The following is an 18833-nucleotide window of genomic DNA, read 5'->3' as shown; positions in this document are numbered from 1 at the left end:
TCGTTCCTTACTCGTTGGGCAATAGATGCGGATTGTGGCGCAAAGTTGCCCGGTAACGGTTTGTTAATGAGCGGCACTGGCCGGCGGTCGGCCGGGCCGCCGCGCCTACAGCCGCTTGATGCTGGACGGGCCGGTAGCGTCCACTTTCACGGTTTTGGGCTGGCCGCTGTAGGCAATTTCGCTGGCGCCCACGGCGTCGCCGCGCAGGCTTTCGCTCACGTTGAGGCGGGCCTTGCACACGCCGGCTAGGTCCACGGTGGCGGTGCGCGTCTGGAGGTTGGCCGCGGCCAACTCGCAGGCGCCGGCGGCGTCGAGGTCCAGGTCGTCGGCACGGCCGGTGGCGGTGGTGCGGCAGGCCCCGGCCTGGTCAATTTTCAGGCGGCCGTAGTTGCCGTTCAGGCGCAGGTGGCTGGCGCCGGCCTGCTCGACGCTCAGCTGGTCCTGCCGGTCGAAGCCGCCGAGGTCGGCCTGCACGGCGCCGGCCAGGTCGAGGCCGTCCACGCTGGGCATGTCGATGCGGATGAGCACCCGCTCCTCGTCGCGGTCCCAGTCGCGGCCGAAGATGGACGAGCTGTTGCGGGGGTGAATTTCCAGGGTGCGGCCGTCGCGCTCCACCCGCAGGTCCTTGAGGATGTCGTCGTCGCCGCCGGCCTCAATTTTAAAAGTGTCGCCCTTGCGCACCACCACCCGGTAGCCGCCCCGCACGCTTACTTGGGTGAAGCCACTTTCTTCGAACGTGCGGCGGCCACTGCCGTAGCTGTTGAAATCGGTGTCGAAGGACGGGGCGCCGCCGTAGTTGAGCGTGATGCCGCTGTTACTCTCATCGTTGTCGCTCTCCTCATCTCCCGAGTTGATGTTCACGTCGTCGTTGCCGTCGTTATCGGTGTCGATGCTGGTTCCGTCCCCGTTGCCGTCCTGGAGGTCAACGCCCAGGTCCTCGTCGGTGCAGGCGATGCATTCCAGCCGGTTGCCGCGCAGGCGGTAGCGGTGCTGGTCGGGGTTTTCGGGGCGGCGGTCGTTCACGAAGTTTTCGTCGCGCAGCAAGTCGTAGGCAAAGCGGGAGCTGATGCGAAAGGTGCGGTCGCGGGGCAGGCGGATGGTGACGCCCAGCTCCTGTTTGCGGTACTTGGCCCCGGGCAGGAAGGAGAAATGGTCATCGAACACCAGGGAAGAGTCGCCGCTGGGGCGAATGGTGTAGTCGATGGACGTGAGGGCGTTGCGGCGGGCCACGGCCTCGCTGGGGCCTTGCGAGCCCAGGGTGCGCAGTACTTCCACCGCGCGGCCGCTGTCGGCGGCGGCGAGCTGCACGTCCACCCGCTGCTCCCACTGGCGGTCCACGCGGCGGGCGTCGAGCATCAGCACCGGCGTGGTCAGGGTGGGGTAGCGTTCCAGCTGCTCCACGGCGGCCTCGTACTGGAATTCGCGGTTTTGCTGGGCCACGGCCACACTCAGGCCCACAATGCTCAGCAGCCACAGCCCCAACAGCGACAAGCCGGCGGTGCGGGGCAGCAGCGTGCGCTTAATCAGCAGGTTGAGCCCCCCCAGCAGCATGGCCAACGACGGAATGGCGGTGACAAAAAAGCCCGCCAGCAGGCCCCAGGCGGGCACGCCGTTCAGCAGCACGTGGGCGGGCACGTCGCCGGCCACGATGTTTTCTGAGTTGGGAATCAGCCCGACGCCGGCCCCGAGCAAGATGGCCAGCATCAGCAGCAGCGAGAACCCGCCGATGGTGAGCAGCACGCCAGCCACGATGCGAATGGCCGAGCCTACGAAGCTCACCAGCGGCCGCAGGCCCCGGGCGGCGTCCTCCACAAAAGCCCCCACCGGCCGGTTCGTCGTCGTGGGGGCCGCGCTAAAAGCGGAGTTGCGCATGCTGCTGTCGAAGCCCTCCAGCGTCACGGCGTCGCCGCGCATTCGCAGCTTGTCCGAAACAGTTTTGGCTTCGGGCAAGACTATCCACAGGATGATGTAGGCCAGAAAGGTGAAGCCGCCCGCAAACAAGCCGGCCAGCAGCAGCACCCGCACCAGGGTCACGTCGATGTTGAAGTACGCCGCCAGGCCGCTGCCCACGCCGGCAATTTTGCCCGTGCCGGTGTCCCGAAACAAGCGCCGGCCGGCCAGCGGGCCCGAGTTCAGCAGCACGTCGTTGGGAACCGGCGCGTCGTAGCGCTTGGGCAGCACTATCCACAGGATGACGTAGCCCAGCACGGCCCAACTGCCCAATTGCAGGTTGAACCGGTCGCCGTCGTGGTCGAGTATCCGCACCACGGCCGGCGACAAAAAGGCCAGCGCCACGAAGCCCAGGCGAATCCAGAGCGGGTTCACGGCGAAATACTGGGCGATGCCAGCGGCCACGCCCGCAACTTTGCGGTTGGCCATGTCGCGGTACAGGCGCCGGGGCTCGGCGGCCGCCGGGGCCGCGGCCGAACCGAAGGCGCCGCCCGCGGTACCGGAGAAACCGCCGGTGCTGTCGGCGCCGAAAGCACCGGCGGTAGCGGCGTCGGCCGTTTCGGCGGCGTCGTCCTCGTCGGCGTCGGGAGCGAAGTCGCTCACCCGGCCCATCTTGGCGGTCATGGCCTCCACGTCAGCGAGGGTGATGACCTGCTGGGTGGGGGAGAGGCGGGCCGAGAACAGCTCGGCAATGCGCCCCTCGATGTCGGCCACGATGTCCTCGCTTCCCCGGTAGGTGGCGAAGTGGGCCTTCACCTCGGCGAGGTAGCGGCTGAGCACCTCGTAGCCGTCCTCCTCGATGTGAAAGATAATTCCTTGCAGATTGATGCTGATGTTCTTTTTCATGACAAAAGGCTGAAAAACGGCCGTTTAGGTTCTGGTGAGTGGAGAAGGAAAAAGACGGTTGGTTCAGGCGGCGGGCTTGGGCGGGGCGCTGTGCCGGATGATGCCCACCGAGGCGGCCATTTCCTCCCAGGTGTCGCGCAGCTCGCCCAAAAACTGGCGGCCGGCGTCGGTGAGGGTGTAGTACTTGCGGGGCGGGCCGCTGGTGCTCTCCTTCCAGACGTAGTCCAGCAGCGCGGCATTTTTCAGGCGGGTCAGCAGCGGGTAGAGGGTGCCCTCCACCACAATCATGCGGGCCGAAGTCAGCTCCTCCAGCATGTCGGAGGCGTAGGCTTCGCCGCGGGCGATGATTTCCAGGATGCAGAACTCAAGGATGCCCTTGCGCATCTGAACCTGGGTGTTCTCGAGTTTCATGGGCGGTGTGATTAGCTAGTGGGTGAGAAACAGTACAAATGTATGGTAGGTACTTTGTAACGCAAGGTACTGGATGAATAATTCATTACATTATCATAAAATAATTCCTTATCGATTGGTAATCAGCAATAAAATTTTTGCTACAAGTACCAAGTAGCTCCTCCTTTTGGTCCCCTCCTGCTTGCCTGGCCTCGGGCTGCCGACAACCCGAGCGGCCAAAAAAGAGGGTTGGCTCGTTGCGTGGGCGGCGGATTTCCTGCCTTTCAAATCTTGTTACCGTTCTGACACTGCTCAAACCACAGCGATGGCAAAGTGCGTACGACGACTATTGCGCGCTGCTTGCCGCTTCACGCCCGCAGTTGGCCCGAAATTGGCGGGATGCGACGCACTATAATGAAGTAACTTGCGTTCCGTGGGCGCAAAAACTCACTTGCCTTCTTTCTATGTCCCAGCTTTCCTCTACTGCCCGCGGGCTGCTGCTCTTGGGCGCGGCCGGCGCGTTGTCGTTGCCCGTGGCCGCTCAAACCGCCCGCACGCCCAAGTACAGCAATGAATTCCTGAACATTGGCGTGGGGGCCCGGGCCCTGGGCATGGGCAAGGTGCAGGCCAGCCTGGCCGACAACGCTACCGCCGGCTACTGGAACCCGGCCGGCCTGGTGAACCAAACCCACAAGTACGACGGCGTGCTGATGCACTCCGAGCTGTTTTCGGGGGTGGTGAAAAACGACTACGCCGCTTTTTCCATGCCGCTCGATGAAAAAAGTTCGCTCGGCGTGAGCGTCCTGCGCCTCGGCGTCGACGACATCGCCGACACCCGCAACCTCATCAACGAGTACGGATATATCGATTATAGCAAGATTACTCTGTTTTCGGTGGCGGATTATGCCCTGCTGGTTTCTTACGCCCGCAAGGTGGCCCGGGTGGAAGGCCTGAGCGTGGGGGGCAATGCCAAGGTCATTTACCGCAACATTGGCAAATTTGCCCAGGGCTATGGCTTCGGCCTCGACGCCGGGGTGCAGTACAACTACAAGGGCTGGAACCTGGGTTTGGTAGCGCGCGACATCACCACCACTTTCACGCAGTGGACCATCAACGCCGACGCGTACACCGAAGGCATCAACAGCACCCAGGCCATCGCCGAGGACGAGATACCGACCAACAGCGCCGAAATCACCCTGCCGCGCTTCGTGCTGGGCGTCGGGCGCCGGGTGGAGCTGCCCAAGCAGTTTTCGGCCCTGCTCGCCGTGGACCTGGAGACGACCACCGACGGCCAGCGCGGCACCCTCATTTCCACCAAAGGCGTGAGCGTGGACCCGCGCGCAGGATTGGAATTGGGCTACAAAAATCTGGTGTTTCTGCGCGGGGGGGCCGGCAACTTTCAGGAGATTCAGAGTTTTGCCGCCAACAGCAGCGGCGGGTCTGACCGCAGCTGGAAAGGCCAGTACAGCCTCGGAGCCGGGGTGGCCATCAGCGGCTTGCGGGTCGACCTGGCCCTGTCGCGCCTGGCCGTGGAGAAATTGGGCAGCTCGTCGCAAACCAACTCGTTGATTGTGTCGCTCGGTTACGGGCTCAAGTAAACAAGCCGAATGTCAGTGGCCCAGGAGGAGGCTCCGTGGCCGGAAAGCAAGAGAGAATTTCTACCAATTATGAATAAAAACTACACGCAGACATTGCGGCGGGGGGTGCGGTTGCTGGTGTTGTTGGGCCTGCTATTGAACGGCTCCGCAACGTGGGCGCAGTCGGGCCCGGTGGGCAACGAGTGGATTGTGCCCGGCCAGCAGTACTATAAGGTTAAAATTTTAAAAGACGGGCTGTACAAGCTGGATTATCAATATTTAACTCAGGCAGGCATCACGGGCGTCGTTCCCAATGAGCTTCAGGTGTGGCGGCGCGGACGCGAAATGGCCCGCTACATCGGTGGTAATGCGGCCGTCTTGGATCCGACCACGTTTCTGGAGTTTTACGCCGTGCACAACGATGGGCAGCTAGATGCGGAGCTTTACAAGCGGGCGGTTGACCAGCCACATCCGTACTACAGCTTTGACACGGATACGGCCAGTTATTTTATTACCTGGAGTGCTGGACGGCCCGGCCGCGCCATGAGCCAGCCCACTGCGGCGGCGGGCACTCCCCATCCGCACCGGCTCACGAGTCAGTTAAATCTTAAAGTCAGCGTGTACGTTGATATCCCTGTCTCGCAGTACAATTACTTGCCGTGGTTGGAATCAGGAGAGGGCTATTTTGAAGATGGAACCCGCAGCGTACCTTGCGATTCGGTGATACGCAACGTGGCGCTGACTGGGCCGCCGCCGGAGTTGGAGGTGCTGATGTTTGGGGTTAGTTTTGGCGCGCACGCCACGGAAGTTTTGGTGGTGCCCCCTACTGGGCCCGCCCGCAGCTTGGGAGTGATGCGGTGGACAGGCCGGCGCCGGATGCGCCAAACATTTCAATTTTTGCGCTCGGACGTGAGCAGCGCGGGCAAAGTAACCATCCAGACCCGGCGAGACGCTTCTGCCGTGGCCGGGGATAATTTTTATTCCTGCTATTTCCGGGTGGTTGCTCCTCAACTCAGCCGGTGGTTTGCCAACCGCCGTAGCGTGGCTTTTCAAAATGATTCGCTGCTAGCCGGCCCAGCCACATACGAATTTGAAGCAGATTCGATTCCGGCCACGGCCGTTGGATTTGATGTGCAGGACTTGTACAATGTGCAACGCGTTGTGGGCACCGCAGGGAGCACCAACACCCGCCGGCGGTTCGTATTTCCCGACGCTAATGCCAGCGCTACCCATCGGCTGCTTTTGGCCGATGAGTCTCACACGGTCGTGCCGCCGATGCGGGCCAAGCGCGTCTATTTCCGCGCTATCAACCCGGCCGTCCCCACGTTTGTCATCATCACGAATCCGCTGCTTATGCAGCGGGACTTGGCCACGGGCATTGCCAACGCCCCTAAGGAGTATGCCAGCTACCGGGCCTCAACTGCCGGCGGTCGCCACGATACACTGCTGGTAACCGTCGGGCAACTGTACGACCAGTTTTTTTACGGTGACCGGTCCTGGTTGGCCATGCGGCACTTCAGCCGGTGGCTGGCTAATGCCACGCCCACCGCCACCAATCGTTTCCTGTTGCTGCTCGGTAAGGGCATCGTACCCAGCGAAGTGGGCGGGCGTTACCGCACGGGTAATTTACTTCTCGACCTAGTGCCGACCAGCACCCGCGCGGTATCGGACAACATGCTCACCGCTGACTTTGCCAACGACGACTTCAGGGCGCGGCTGAACACCGGACGGCTAACGGTCACCACGCCCGCTCAGATTTTGGTTTACCTGGCCAAGCTGCGTGAGCACGACCTCCTCCGCAACGACCAAGTTGTGCCCTGGCGCAAAAACGTGCTGCACTTGGTAGGCGGCGAAAAAAACACTGAATATGTCGATTTCCGGGAGTATTTAAACAAATACAAACAGCGGGTAGAACAGCCGCTATTCGGCGGCAAGGTGGTCGCTACGCTGGAGCGGTCAACGGAAGGGCTGCCAGTGAGCGTAAACATTGCCCAGTACCTCAACCCCGGTCTTTCGCTCATCACCTTTTTTGGCCACGGCACTCCCACAAACTTCTCCCTGGACATTGGCAATGTGAACGACCCGAGCCTTGGCTACAACAACCCAGGCAAGTACCCCGTGCTGATGTTCAATAATTGCGCGGCGGCATCGCTGTTCACATCCGGAACAAATTTGTTTTTTGAAAATTGGCTGTTCGCCCCCGGCAAAGGCGCCATCGGCTGCATGGGACAGACCGGGTTTGGTTACGAGTACGCGCTTCACCCGGCGCAGGACTCCCTCTTCAAACTGCTTTTCAATGACCCCCGCTGGTATGGCCGGCCTATCACGGCCGTCTACAATGAAACCGTACGCCGCCTGCAGCGCGCGCCTTCCGGGCAAAATAACGAAAACAATCCATTCTATTACCTCAACAACGACAATATCGCATCCGAACAACTGCTGTGCACCACTTGGCACGGCGACCCTACCATTTCACTGTATGCGCCCCCGAAACCTGATTTTCAGGTCAGTAATGCGACGCTGTCCATCAGCCCTGCGGTGGGGCAATCCGCAGTAAAAGCTTCATCTGGTAGTTTTCTGCTGAACATTGGAGTGACCAACCCGGGCAAACTTACGAGAGACACCGTCGACATCAGGGTCACGCGAATATTCGATTCTAATTTTCCGCCCACTCCCCCGAATAGCGTTACTACTTATCAGCGCCTACAAGGGCCCCAGGGCAATGCCACGTACGCCATAGAACTGCCCAACCCCGCCGGCGCAAACGTGTTTGGCAACAACACTTTTCGGGTGGAGCTAGACTACCGTAACAAGGTGGACGAAAGCAACGAAACCAACAACACGGCGCAAACGAGCTTCACCTTTCTGCGCGGCGGGCTGACGGTGCTCAACCCGACCGAGTTTGCCATTGTTGGCACCAACCGCCCCCGCTTGGTAGCTCAAACCAACGACCCCAATGGGCCGCAGCGCGTGTTTGAGTTTGAGGCCGATACCACTGCTGCTTTCACCAGTCGGCTGAAACAAATTTCCGGCCCGGTGACGGCTACGCTTACCGCTGGCTGGCAACCCACGCTCCCCAGCAGCGGCCGCGACAGCACGGTGTGGTACTGGCGGGTACGCTTTCAAACCCAGCTAAGCCCCGACGAAGACGCGAACTGGGTAGTGAGTTCGTTGCGGATAATCCCGGGCCGTACTGCGGGGGGGTGGTCGCAGAGCCATTACGCCCAGTTTCGACGCGACCAGCGCGCGGGGGTAGAAGTGGCAGCGCCCACCGGCCGGTGGAATTTTAGCACTGAGAACCAGCCCCTACTGCTGCGCACCCGCGGCGGCGGCGTGCCAGCCGCGACGCCCACATTTGGAGGGGGGGTCGGTTTCGGCATCACAACCAATGCCGCCGTGCCGCCGACGGTGGCAGACTGCGCCGTCAACACGCCCAATTTGCTGGTGGCTGTGTACGACCAATACACCCTTCAACCTAAAAAGGGCCTGCCTGCCCCGGCGCTGTGCGGCCTGTCGCCACAACAATTTTACATTTTCGGGGCAAACCCAGCCACTGCGACTGACACTCTTAATAACCTGAACAACAGCACTGCCCGCCAAGCCCAATTGGCTGCGTTCTTGGCCGCTGTGCCCGAAGGCGACTACGTGGCCCTTGTGAGCATGAATCGCCTACGCTGGCCTAGCCTGACCAACGTTCGCACGGCATTCAACACCTTGCTTGGGTCACAGTTGGTCAACCAACTGCAGAACGGCGACCCATTTGCGTTGGTGGCCCAGAAACGGTCCAGCGGTGGCCGCCTCATTCAGGAAGTCGGCCCCGTGATTACTGCGCCTGCTACGCCTCGCCACGCCCAAACCATCGTTCTGAGCGACACCCTGCGCACGCCCAGTTCGCGGGGTACTATTACCTCTATGCGCATTGGTCCGGCCCAGAACTGGGAAAGTCTCTACCACTGGATTCAGCGGGAGCCAGGCGCCACCAGCCGCTTCACGCTCAAAGTTATTGGTATCGATACACTCAGTAACAATACGGTGCTGTACGCCGGAATTCCCCCGACCTCCGGCCGTAGCGGGTTTTCGCTGGCCACCGTATCGGCGCGTCAGTATCCGTATTTGCAATTGGAACTGACCATGGCCGACTCCTTACGCCGCACCGCACCGCAGTTGCGGGAATGGTACGTCACCTATCGGGGGGTGCCCGAGGGGGTGGTTCGTCGGGACCTAGTGCCGGCCTCAGCATACGACCCCCCGCAGCTTGTGGCGCAGGCCACTGGCTCCGGAACCATCAATTTTCCTGTAAAATTCGAAAACGTAACGCCGTTTGATTTTGGCACACCGTTGCGCGCCAAAGTAGAATTGCGCGACGCTGTGGCCCCATTCGCCCTCAACAAGTCCTTCTTTGTTACCGCTTCCCGCCAGTTGAAGGGCGACTCTACCCTTACCATTCCCGTCAGCATTCCGATGGTGGGGGTGTTCGGTGCCTTTACCACCAAGGTCACCGTGAACCCCTTGCCGAGTCCCTTGCCTGAGGTAAACCTGTTCAACAACGAGCTAACCTTGGCGCCGTTCACGGTGATTGACAACAACGTGCCGCCGACGCTGGACGTGGCCTTCGACGGCCGCCACATCCTGAATGGCGACATTGTGTCGCCCGTGCCCATTATCAACATTCAACTCAACGACGAGGACAAGCTGCGGCCCATTACCGACCGCACGGTGTTCACCGTTTCGCTGACCCGGCCGGGTGAGCCGGCGCCCACCTTGGTGAACCTGAACGGGCCCGAGGTCAATTTCAGCGTCGACGCGAGCAAGGGCAGCGTGGCCAAGCTGGAGTATCGGCCCGGTCTGAGCACGCCGCTTAAAGATGGCAACTACACGCTGCGGGTGCAGGGCCGGGACCCCAGCAACGCCAGCGCCGGCTCGCAGGACTTTCAAGTGAAGTTTGAGGTAGTGAGTGCTTCCAAAATCACCAACCTCTACCCGTACCCCAACCCGGTGATAAGCAAGGCGCGCTTTGTGTTCACGGTGACGGGCCAGGAACTGCCGCGCAACATGAAAATCCAGATAATGAGCCTCACCGGCCGGGTGGTGCGCGAGATTTTTATGAACGAACTCGGGCCGCTGCACATCGGCAACAACATCACCGATTTTGCCTGGGACGGTACCGATACTTATGGCGACCGACTGGCCAACGGCACCTACCTCTACCGCGTGTCGCTCGACGACCCCAGCGCCCAGTTCGGCCGCCGAGCGACGGCCGGCGACACGGCCTTCAAGAACGATTGGGGCAAGCTGGTGCTGATGCGCTAGAGAGAATAGGAGAATGAGGGAATGAAATGCCCGCGTGGGTGGCCTGCCACTAGCGCGGGCATTTCATTCCCCCTTCAGCCATTGCCTTTATCGCCGCCGCAGCGTTACGAAGCTGAAAGCGTAGGCGTGCCGCTCGTCGGGCTCGTGCCGCTCACGGGTTTCCTCGCGCCAGTCGGTGGGGCTGAGGTCCGGGAAAAACGCGTCGCCCTCAAAGCTGGCGTGCACTTCGGTGAGGTAAATGACGTCGGCGGCGGGCAGGGCTTCGCGGTAGATTTCGCCGCCGCCGATGACGCACACGTGCTCGTCTAGCTCGTGGGCGCGGGCCAGCGCGGCCAGCACCGAGCCGGTGGTTTCGCAGCCGGGGGCGGCCCAGCCGGCCTGGCGCGTCACCACGATGTTGGGGCGTTTGGGCAGGGCCCGGCCCAGGCTGTCGTAGGTGCGGCGGCCCATCACCACGGGGTGGCCCAGGGTAAGGCGCTTGAAATGCTGCAAATCAGCGGGCAGGCTGCCCCAGGGCAGTTCGCCCTTGTACCCAATCACGCCATTTTCGGCAACGGCCACAACGAAGGAAACCATATTTTCAATTAACAGTGAGCAGTTAACAATGCGCAAAGCGGGCCGGCACCGCTAAGCTGCGCTTGGTTTGACGAAGAGTTTCGACGCCGGAAGATTCCTGGCTTGACCCCTTCGGTGGCAGCACAGCTTGGTGGTACACTCAGGCTTGCAGCTTAAAACCGAGCAGCAGCTCCTTTACCGGCAGCCGCTTTTTGCCTTCCAGTTGCACATCCAGCACGTCGAGCCAACCGTCGGCGGCAGCCACGCGCAGGTAGTGCCGGCCGTCCGAAGCCCAGGTACCGGGCGCGGCGAGGGGCGCCGTTATCGGGTCGGAAGCTACGGCTTGGGCCCGGAAAATCTTGAGGATGCGGCCGTCGGGCAGCGGGGCGAAGGCGGCGGGAGTGGGAGAGAGGCCGCGCACCCAGTTCGCCAGCTCGGCGGCGGGGCGGCTGAAATCGAGCCGGCCGGTTTCCTTCTGGATTTTGGGGGCGGGGCGCAGGTCGTCGCGCGGCGCCTGCGGGGCACTGGGCGCGGTGCCGGCGGCAATGGCTTCGACCGAGCGCCGGGCCAGGGCCGCGCCCGTCACTTTCAATTTGTCGTAGAGGCTGCCGAAATCGTCGTCGGGCGCGATGGGCACCCGTTCCTGCAAAATCAGGTCGCCGGTGTCGATTTCGTGCCGCAGGAAAAAGGAGGTCACGCCCGTTTCGCGGTCGCCGTGCATCAGGGCCCAGTTGATGGGGGCCGCGCCGCGGTATTGCGGCAACAGCGAGGCGTGGATGTTGATGGAGCCCAGCCGGGGCATGTTCCAGACCGCCTCGGGCAACATGCGGAAGGCCACCACCACCTGCAAGTCGGCGGCGTAGGCGCGCAGCTCGGCCTGAAACTCGGGCGACTTCAGGTTGGTGGGTTGCAGCACGGGCACGCCGTGGGCCTCGGCCGCCGCCTTCACCGCCGAGGCTTGCAGCTGGCGCCCGCGCCCGGCGGGCCGGTCAGGCGCCGTGACGACGGCCACTACCCGGCCGCCGGGCCAGGCCAGCAGGCTTTCCAGGGTGGGCACGGCAAAGTCGGGCGTGCCCATGAAAACGAGGTTCAGCATTTTAGTGGGGGAGGTTTGCGGTAGGGTGCGGGGCTTGCCCCCGCCCGTCGTTGAACATCATCGCCTGGCTTTGTTCAACGACGGGCGGGGGCAAGCCCCGCACCCTACTTTTCGGGATACAGCAGGTACTTGCGGCGCAATGTTTTGAATTTGGCCAGCCCCGGTGCCCAGGAAGCGCGAATTTCGGCTTCGGACTTGCCCGCAATGACTTGTTCGCGCAGGGCCGTCGTGCCCGCGAGCTGCTCGAAGTACTTGCCGAAGAAATGCGGCTTGTCGGTGCTCTGCTGGTAGAAATCGAGCAGGTAGCGCAGGACCAGGCCGCCTGATTCGCGGGTGGGGGCAGTGGCCAGGTTCAGGCCGTGGCAGGGCTGGCCGTTGAGCGGCGGGCTGGGCGAGCCGGCGTTGGGCCGGGGCGTGAACGAGTACGGCCGCGTGGCTGGCTGCGCGGGGCTGCCGATGACCTCGAACGGGCTGGCCGTGCCGCGGCCTACGCTTACGTTGGTGCCCTCAAATAAGCAGATGCTGGGGTACAGCCGCACCGACTGGGCGGTGGGCAGGTTGGGGGAGGGGCGCACGGGCAGGGGGTAGGCCGTGGCGTGGGTATAGCCGGCGGCCACCGGCACCACCGTGAGGCGGCACTTTTTGCCGCCGGCCAGCCAGCCCTCGCCGTTCAGCATCGTGGCCAGCTCGCCCACCGTCAGGCCGTGGGCAATGGGCAGCGGATCGAGGCCGACGAAGGATTGGTGGGCAGGCTCCAGGATGGGGCCGTCGACCAGGTCGCCGTTAGGGTTGGGACGGTCGAGCACCAGCACGGGCTTATCGAGCTCGGCGGCGGCCTCCAGCACGTAGTGCAGCGTGCTGATGAAGGTGTAGAAGCGCGCGCCCACATCCTGAATGTCGAAGACGAGCACGTCCACGTCGGCCAGCATGGCGGGGGTGGGCTTTTTGGTTTTGCCGTACACCGAGCGCACGGGCACGCCGCTGCGGGCGTCGCGCCCGTCCTTGATGGTGGCGCCGTCGGCCTCTTCGCCGCGGAAGCCGTGCTCGGGGGCGAAGATGGCCGTCACGTTCACGCCCCGTGCCCGCAGGGTATCGACCAGATAGGCCGGGCCCACCCGGGAAGTCTGGTTCACCACCAAGCCGACGCGCTGGCCTTTGAGCTGCGGCAGGTATACGTCCAACCGCTCGGCCCCAACGACGATGCGCCCGGCCGGGGGCGGCGGGGCGGGCACGATGACTTGTGGCGCAGAGGCAACGGCGGCGGGCGGGGCCGCAACGGCGGCCGGGGGCCGGGCGGGGCCGCACGCCGGCAGGGCCAGCAGCAGGGAAAGGGAGTATTTCAGGGGAAGGCCAACCATGCGGGGAGAAAAAAGCTAAAAAAGGAGCCGCCCGGCGCCCCAACAAAAGCCAGCGGCGGGGCCGCGGCCGGTACCCGTGCAAAAACGTAGCTTTACGGTCGAATAATGAACGTCGCCCGCTACATTTCGCAGAAGATTGACGGCGGAGCCGATTCCGGTTCCTTCACGTCGTCGGTCACAAAAATAGCCATCATCAGCATTGCCATGGGCTTGGCGGTGATGGTGGTGTCGTTTGCCATCCTCCAGGGGTTTCGCAACGAGATTCAGAACAAGATTTTTTCGTTCGGCGCGCACCTGCAAATCTCGCGCTACGACACCAACAACTCCCTCGAAGTGGCCCCCATTGCCGGGCCGCGGCTGGTGAGTGAGCTGCACCAGTTCCCGGAGGTGAAGTCGACGCAGCCCTACGCGGTGAAAACGGCCATTATCAAAACCACCGACGAGGTGCTGGGCGTGGTGCTCAAGGGCATTGCGGAGGGCGACGGCCGCTCGCCGATGCGGGAAAACCTGGTGGCCGGCGCGTTTCCGAGCTTCCCCGATTCGGTGGCCGGCGACGACGTGCTGCTCTCGCGCAAGGTGGCCGACAAGCTGCGGCTCAACGTGGGCGACAAGGCCCTGTTCTACTTCATCCAGAACCCGCCGCGCATCCGCCAGTTCCGGGTCAGCGGCATTTATTCGACCGGGCTGGATGAGTTCGACGAGGTGTACGTCATCGGCGACATCCGCCAGATTCGGGAGCTGAACTCGCCCGCCTGGCCCGACTCGCTGGTGGGCGGCATGGAAGTGGTGCTCAACAACTTCAACACCCTGGACAAAACGGCCGACAACTTCTACGAGCGGCTGCCCTACGACCTGAAAATCGACAAAATCACGGACCAGTACGCCCAGTTGTTCGACTGGCTGCAACTGCTGAACCGCAACGTCATCATCTTTCTGGTGCTGATAATTTTCGTGGCCACCTTCAACATGGTGGCCACCATCTTCATCATGATTCTGGAGCGCACCAACATGATTGGCATCCTCAAGGCCCTGGGCGCCACCGACAACCAGATTCGCCGGATGTTTTTCTTTCGCGGGCTCTCGCTCACGGTGCGGGGCATGCTCATCGGCAACGCCATTGCTGTGGGCTTCTGCGCCGTGCAGTACTACTTCCACGTCATTCCCCTCGACCCCGAAAACTACTACATGGACCGGGTGCCGATTTCCTGGGACCCGCGCATGTTGATTCTGCTCAACGTGGCCACCTTCGCGGCCTCGCTGCTGGCGGTGCTGGTGCCCACGTACCTGATTGCGCGGATTAAGCCGGTGGTGGCCATCAAGTTCGACTAGCAGCGCAGCGAGTTTGCAACCGGAGCCGCGCCCGGGTGTGATGCCCAAAATAAGATGTTTCGGGTACTGCCGAGGAACGAAATTGGAGCGCCAAGAAAGCGAATTTGAGCACCGAGGAACGGAATTGGAGTGCCGAGGAAGGAAACTGGAGGGGCGTGAAGCGGGAGTGGAGGGGGTAGGAACCGGGTTGGAGCGGGGAAGAACGGCCTTGGCGGTCCCAAAAACCGCTGTTGGGTAGACAAGAAGGCAGATGGAGAACAAAGGGATGGTTCGAGGGGGCGGCACGGGGGCGTGGGAGTGCCCGAGGGGCCTCGCGGATGGTGGAGAAGGCACGTAAGGGGCGCAAAGGCCCGCAAACGGGCCGCGCCGGGTGGGCTTATTTGGTACTTTTTGGAGAAGGCGGGCTTACAGCCAGGAGCTTTGCAGCACGAGGTTGGGGTCGGGGCAGCGGGCGGCCCAGGCGGCGCGCTCGGCGGGCGGGGCCACGCCGGGGAAGTCGCCCGCGTAGCTGCCCAGGTCGGCGATGAGCTGAAAGTGGAGGTGCGGGGGCCAGTCGCCGTTTTCGGGGTAGGGGCCGACGGTGGCGAAGGCCGCGCCTTTTTCGAGGCGCTGGCCGGGGCGCAGGTGCTGCCACTCGCGGCGGCTGAGGTGGCCGTAGAGGCTGTAGAAGGTGGTGTCTTCCAGCGCGTGCTGAAGGATGACGGTGGGGCCGTAGTCGCCGAAATTGGCATTGTCGGCCAGGCTATGAATAGTGGCGGGCAGGGGGGCCAGCACCGGCGCGCCGGCGGGCAGCCACACGTCGACGCCCAGGTGCAGGGAGCGGGCCTGCGGGGCGGCGCCGGGCCCGAAGTGCGGGCTGCGGCGGTAGATGACGCGGTTTTCGAGGTAGCCGCCCACGCCGACGGTGGCGTGCTGCGCGGCCAGCAGGGCGTGGACCAGGCGCTCGAACGCGGCCGTGTCGCGCAGGTCGGCGGCGGCTACCAGCGGATTATTGGCCGTGAAATCGAGGCGGGCGACGGCCGGGCCGCTGAGGTCGACGGGGAGCACGGGGCCGAATTCGGCCTGGTGGCGCAGGAGCAGGGCGGGGAGGGACAAAAAAGCCGGGGATGGGGTGAAAGCGGGATAACTGATTTTCCCGGTTGCTGTTTAGGGAGGGCCAAAGCCGGGCGACGGGCCCCTGCAAGCGGCCCCATCCGCAAAAAGCAGCCGGGGCGGCAAGTTACCTTTGCCCGCGAAACCGCGGCCCCGGGGCCCGCGCCCGCCTCTCATTTCGTAAGCTTCCCACATCCCCCCATTTTCCCGCATGAGTTACCAAACCTTGACCGTTGTTGCGCTAACCCAGGAAACCGCCGATTCCGTGACCATTCACCTCGAACGGCCCGACCGGGCGCCCATCCCCAGCCGGCCCGGGCAGTTTCTGACGCTCATCCTGCCCTGCGGCCCCGGCGGCCGGAAGGAGCGCCGCGCCTACTCGCTGAGCAGCACCCCGCACGAGGCCCCGCGCCTGTCGGTGACGGTGAAGCGCGTGACGGGCGGGCTGGTGAGCAACTACTTGCTAGACACGGTGCAGGTCGGGCAGCAGCTCGAAGTCATGGAGCCGCTGGGCAATTTCACCCTCAGCCCCAGCCCCAAGGCGGCCCGCTCGCTGGTGCTCATCGGGGCCGGCTCGGGCATCACCCCGCTCATGTCCATCCTCAAAGCCGTGGTGCACACCGAGCCCAACAGCCACGTGCTGCTCATTTACGGCAACCGCAACGAGGAGTCGGTGATTTTTCAGCAGCAGCTCGCCGCTCTCGAAGCCAGCACCGGCGGGCGCGTGCAGGTGGAGCACGTGTACAGCCAGCCCCGGCAGCCCGGCGGGGCCCACCGCCACACCGGCCGCCTGAACCGCACCATGCTGCTGCGCATTCTGGAGCAGCGCCACCAGTTTCCGGCCGAGCAGGCCGAGTATTTCCTCTGCGGCCCCGAGGGCCTGATGGCCGAAGCCCGCGCCGCCCTCGACCTGCTCAACGTGCCCGAGGCCCGCATCCGCCGCGAAAGCTTCGTGGCCAGCGCCGACGTTCTGGAGGCCACCGCCGCCGAGCCCAACGGCCACGGCGACGTGTCGGCCAGCGCCGGCGACGACGTCAAAGCCACCCGCACCGTCACCATTCAGTACGAGGGCAGCGAGTACCTGATTGAAGTGCCCAAAGGCAAGACCATTCTCGAAACCGCCCTCGACCAGGACATCGACCTGCCGTACTCCTGCCAGGCGGGCCTGTGCACCGCCTGCCGCGGCAAGTGCCTGAGCGGCAAAGTGCACCTCGACGAGCGCGAGGGCCTGTCCGACTCCGAGATGAAGCAGGGCTACGTGCTCACCTGCGTGGGCCACCCGATGACCGACGACGTGGTGATTGAGATTGGGTAGGAATTGCGGCAGTTGGCCGTCGGGCCGAGCTCGCCGGCACCGCGCGCGTAAACCGTTGAATGAGTGAGGCACTGCCGCGGGCAGGCGGTGCCGGCAAGCTCGACCGGACGCTCTTTTTGAACCAAACCCCCGCGAAATAATTTTCAGCCCGGCGTCGTATTTGTCTCGTAAAGCAGAGACTACGACGTAAGCAACCGCTGTCCGGCTGCGTTCGAGTATACTTGTAACTATGATGCTTCTTGCCGAACCTACCGCCGAATCGGCCACCGACACGAGTCGGCCGCCGCGCCACTATCTACCCGAAGACTTCCTGGTGACCGACTGGGCGGCCATCGAGCCCTTCTTCCAAGAGCTGCAGGACCGGGCCGTGCACACCGCCGCCGAGCTGGAACGCTGGCTGCTCGACCGCTCGGAGCTCGAAGCCGTGCTCAGCGAAGACTTGGCCTGGCGCTACATCCGCATGACCTGCGACACCCAGGACCCCACCCGGTCCGAGGCTTTCCAGTACTTCGTGAACGAAGTGGAGCCCCTGGTGGCGCCCTACGACCACGCCCTGAACGAAAAGATGCTGGCCTCGCCCCACCTGGGCGGGCTCGACGAGGGCCGCTACGGCGTGTTTCTGCGCTCGATGCGCCGGGCGCTGGAAATTTACCGGGTCGAAAACATCCCGCTCAAAACCGACATCAGCACCAAGCAGCAGCAGTACGCGGCCACGGTGGGCGCCATGAACGTGACCCTCGACGGCCAGGAGCTAACCCTGCCCCAGGCCGCCGACCGCCTCAAAAACCCCGACCGCACGGTGCGCGAAACGGCCTGGCGCGCCATTCAGCAGCGCCGCGTGCAGGACGCCGGCCCGCTGGATAAGCTCTTTACCGAGCTGGTCGGCCTGCGCCACCAGGTGGCGCTGAACGCGGGCTTCGCCAACTTTCGCGACTACATGTTTGCCGCCCTGGGCCGGTTCGACTATACGCCCCAGGACTGCTTCGACTTCCACCGGGCCATCCGCGAGACGGTGGTGCCGCTCATCGACGGCTTCGACCTGGAGCGCCGCCAGGACCTGAGCCTGCCCGCCCTGCGCCCCTGGGACCTCGACGTGGACCCCAGCGGCCAGCCCCCGCTGCGTCCCTTCGGCACCGGCGAAGAGCTGGTGGACCGCACCATCACCGTCTTTCAAAACCTGGATTCTTACCTCGGCGACTGCCTGCGCACCATGCGCCAGATGGGTCACCTCGACCTGGAAAGCCGCAAGGGCAAGGCCCCCGGCGGCTACAACTACCCGCTGGACGAAACGGGCGTGCCCTTCATCTTCATGAACGCCACCAGCAGCCTGCGCGACGTGGTGACCATGCTGCACGAGGGCGGCCACGCGGTGCACTCCTTCCTCACCCGCGGCCTGCCGCTGGGCGCCGACAAGCACCCGCCGTCGGAAGTGGCCGAGCTGGCTTCGATGAGCATGGAGCTGATGAGCATGGACCAGTGGCACGTGTTTTTCCCCGACGCCGAGGACCTGCGCCGGGCCAAGAAAACCCACCTGGAGAGCGTGCTCGAAACCTTCCCGTGGGTGGCCACCATCGACAAGTTTCAGCACTGGGTGTACGAGCACCCCGCCCACACCGAGGCCGAGCGCCACCGGTGCTGGACGGAAATTTTCGACGAGTTCAACCAGCGCACCGTGGACTGGCAGGGCCTGGAAGCCTTCAAGCCCTACCTCTGGCAGAAGCAGTTGCACCTCTACGAAGTGCCATTCTACTACATCGAGTACGCCATGGCCCAGCTCGGCGCCATTGCCGTGTGGCGCAACTACCGCCAGAACCCGGCCGAGGGCTTGGCCGCCTACAAGCGCGCGCTGGCCCTGGGCTACACCGCGCCCATCGGCCAGATTTACGCCGCCGCCGGCATCCGCTTCGACTTCAGCACCGAGTACCTGCGCACCCTGGCCGACTTCGTGCGGGAGGAAATGGCGGCGCTGTAGGTTACGTGGCAGCAGTGCCAACCAAACGGGGGGGCCTGGGCAT

11 protein-coding genes are annotated in these 18833 nt (G+C 63.5%); 5 read left to right on the top strand and 6 right to left on the bottom strand.

The annotated features are described in order from the left end of the window. Positions 1-105 precede the first annotated feature (105 nt). A complete protein-coding gene (locus RMO51_RS07245) occupies positions 106-2796 on the bottom strand; it encodes a PspC domain-containing protein (RefSeq protein ID WP_310393364.1) in 2691 nt (896 codons plus the stop codon). 63 nt (positions 2797-2859) lie between these two features. After that, entirely contained in the window at positions 2860-3207 is a 348-nt protein-coding gene (locus RMO51_RS07240) for a PadR family transcriptional regulator (RefSeq protein WP_310393361.1), read from the bottom strand. Between the two features lie 443 nt (positions 3208-3650). Here RMO51_RS07240 and RMO51_RS07235 point away from each other — a divergent pair, with 443 nt between their 5' ends. Both RMO51_RS07235 and RMO51_RS07230 read left to right on the top strand, forming a co-directional pair. Then, a complete protein-coding gene (locus RMO51_RS07235; protein ID WP_310393360.1) occupies positions 3651-4784 on the top strand; it encodes a PorV/PorQ family protein in 1134 nt (377 codons plus the stop codon). A gap of 69 nt (positions 4785-4853) precedes the next feature. Continuing rightward, the gene (locus RMO51_RS07230) at positions 4854-10073 is read left to right on the top strand and encodes a C25 family cysteine peptidase (protein WP_310393358.1); all 5220 of its coding nucleotides are present in this window, start codon (positions 4854-4856) and stop codon (positions 10071-10073) included. Between the two features lie 87 nt (positions 10074-10160). On the opposite strand, the gene RMO51_RS07225 is transcribed toward RMO51_RS07230, so the two are convergent. The 3 genes from RMO51_RS07225 to RMO51_RS07215 form a co-directional block, all read right to left on the bottom strand. Further along, entirely contained in the window at positions 10161-10649 is a 489-nt protein-coding gene (locus tag RMO51_RS07225; protein WP_310393356.1) for a dihydrofolate reductase, read from the bottom strand. Between the two features lie 139 nt (positions 10650-10788). Then, positions 10789-11724, bottom strand: coding sequence for a methionyl-tRNA formyltransferase (gene fmt, locus RMO51_RS07220; protein ID WP_310393354.1), 936 nt, complete (start codon positions 11722-11724; stop codon positions 10789-10791). A gap of 104 nt (positions 11725-11828) precedes the next feature. Continuing rightward, complete coding sequence (locus RMO51_RS07215) at positions 11829-13082, bottom strand: DUF1343 domain-containing protein (protein WP_310393352.1); 1254 nt, start codon at positions 13080-13082, stop codon at positions 11829-11831. Between the two features lie 105 nt (positions 13083-13187). Here RMO51_RS07215 and RMO51_RS07210 point away from each other — a divergent pair, with 105 nt between their 5' ends. Next, entirely contained in the window at positions 13188-14411 is a 1224-nt protein-coding gene (locus RMO51_RS07210; protein ID WP_310393350.1) for an FtsX-like permease family protein, read from the top strand. Positions 14412-14816: 405 nt separating this feature from the next. On the opposite strand, the gene RMO51_RS07205 is transcribed toward RMO51_RS07210, so the two are convergent. Next, positions 14817-15506 (bottom strand): peptidoglycan DD-metalloendopeptidase family protein, encoded by a 690-nt coding sequence (locus RMO51_RS07205; RefSeq protein ID WP_310393348.1) that lies wholly within the window; start codon positions 15504-15506, stop codon positions 14817-14819. 208 nt (positions 15507-15714) lie between these two features. Between RMO51_RS07205 and RMO51_RS07200 the strand changes: the two genes are divergently transcribed. Beyond that, a complete protein-coding gene (locus RMO51_RS07200; protein ID WP_310393346.1) occupies positions 15715-16818 on the top strand; it encodes a ferredoxin--NADP reductase in 1104 nt (367 codons plus the stop codon). 229 nt (positions 16819-17047) lie between these two features. Then, the gene (locus RMO51_RS07195) at positions 17048-18790 is read left to right on the top strand and encodes a M3 family oligoendopeptidase (protein WP_310393345.1); all 1743 of its coding nucleotides are present in this window, start codon (positions 17048-17050) and stop codon (positions 18788-18790) included. Positions 18791-18833: the final 43 nt, after the last annotated feature.

The sequence above is a fragment of the Hymenobacter sp. genome, from assembly GCF_031398885.1.
Lineage (GTDB): Bacteria > Bacteroidota > Bacteroidia > Cytophagales > Hymenobacteraceae > Hymenobacter.
The sequence above is the reverse complement of the archived record's forward strand: the minus strand, read 5'-3'. Positions and strand labels throughout refer to the sequence as shown.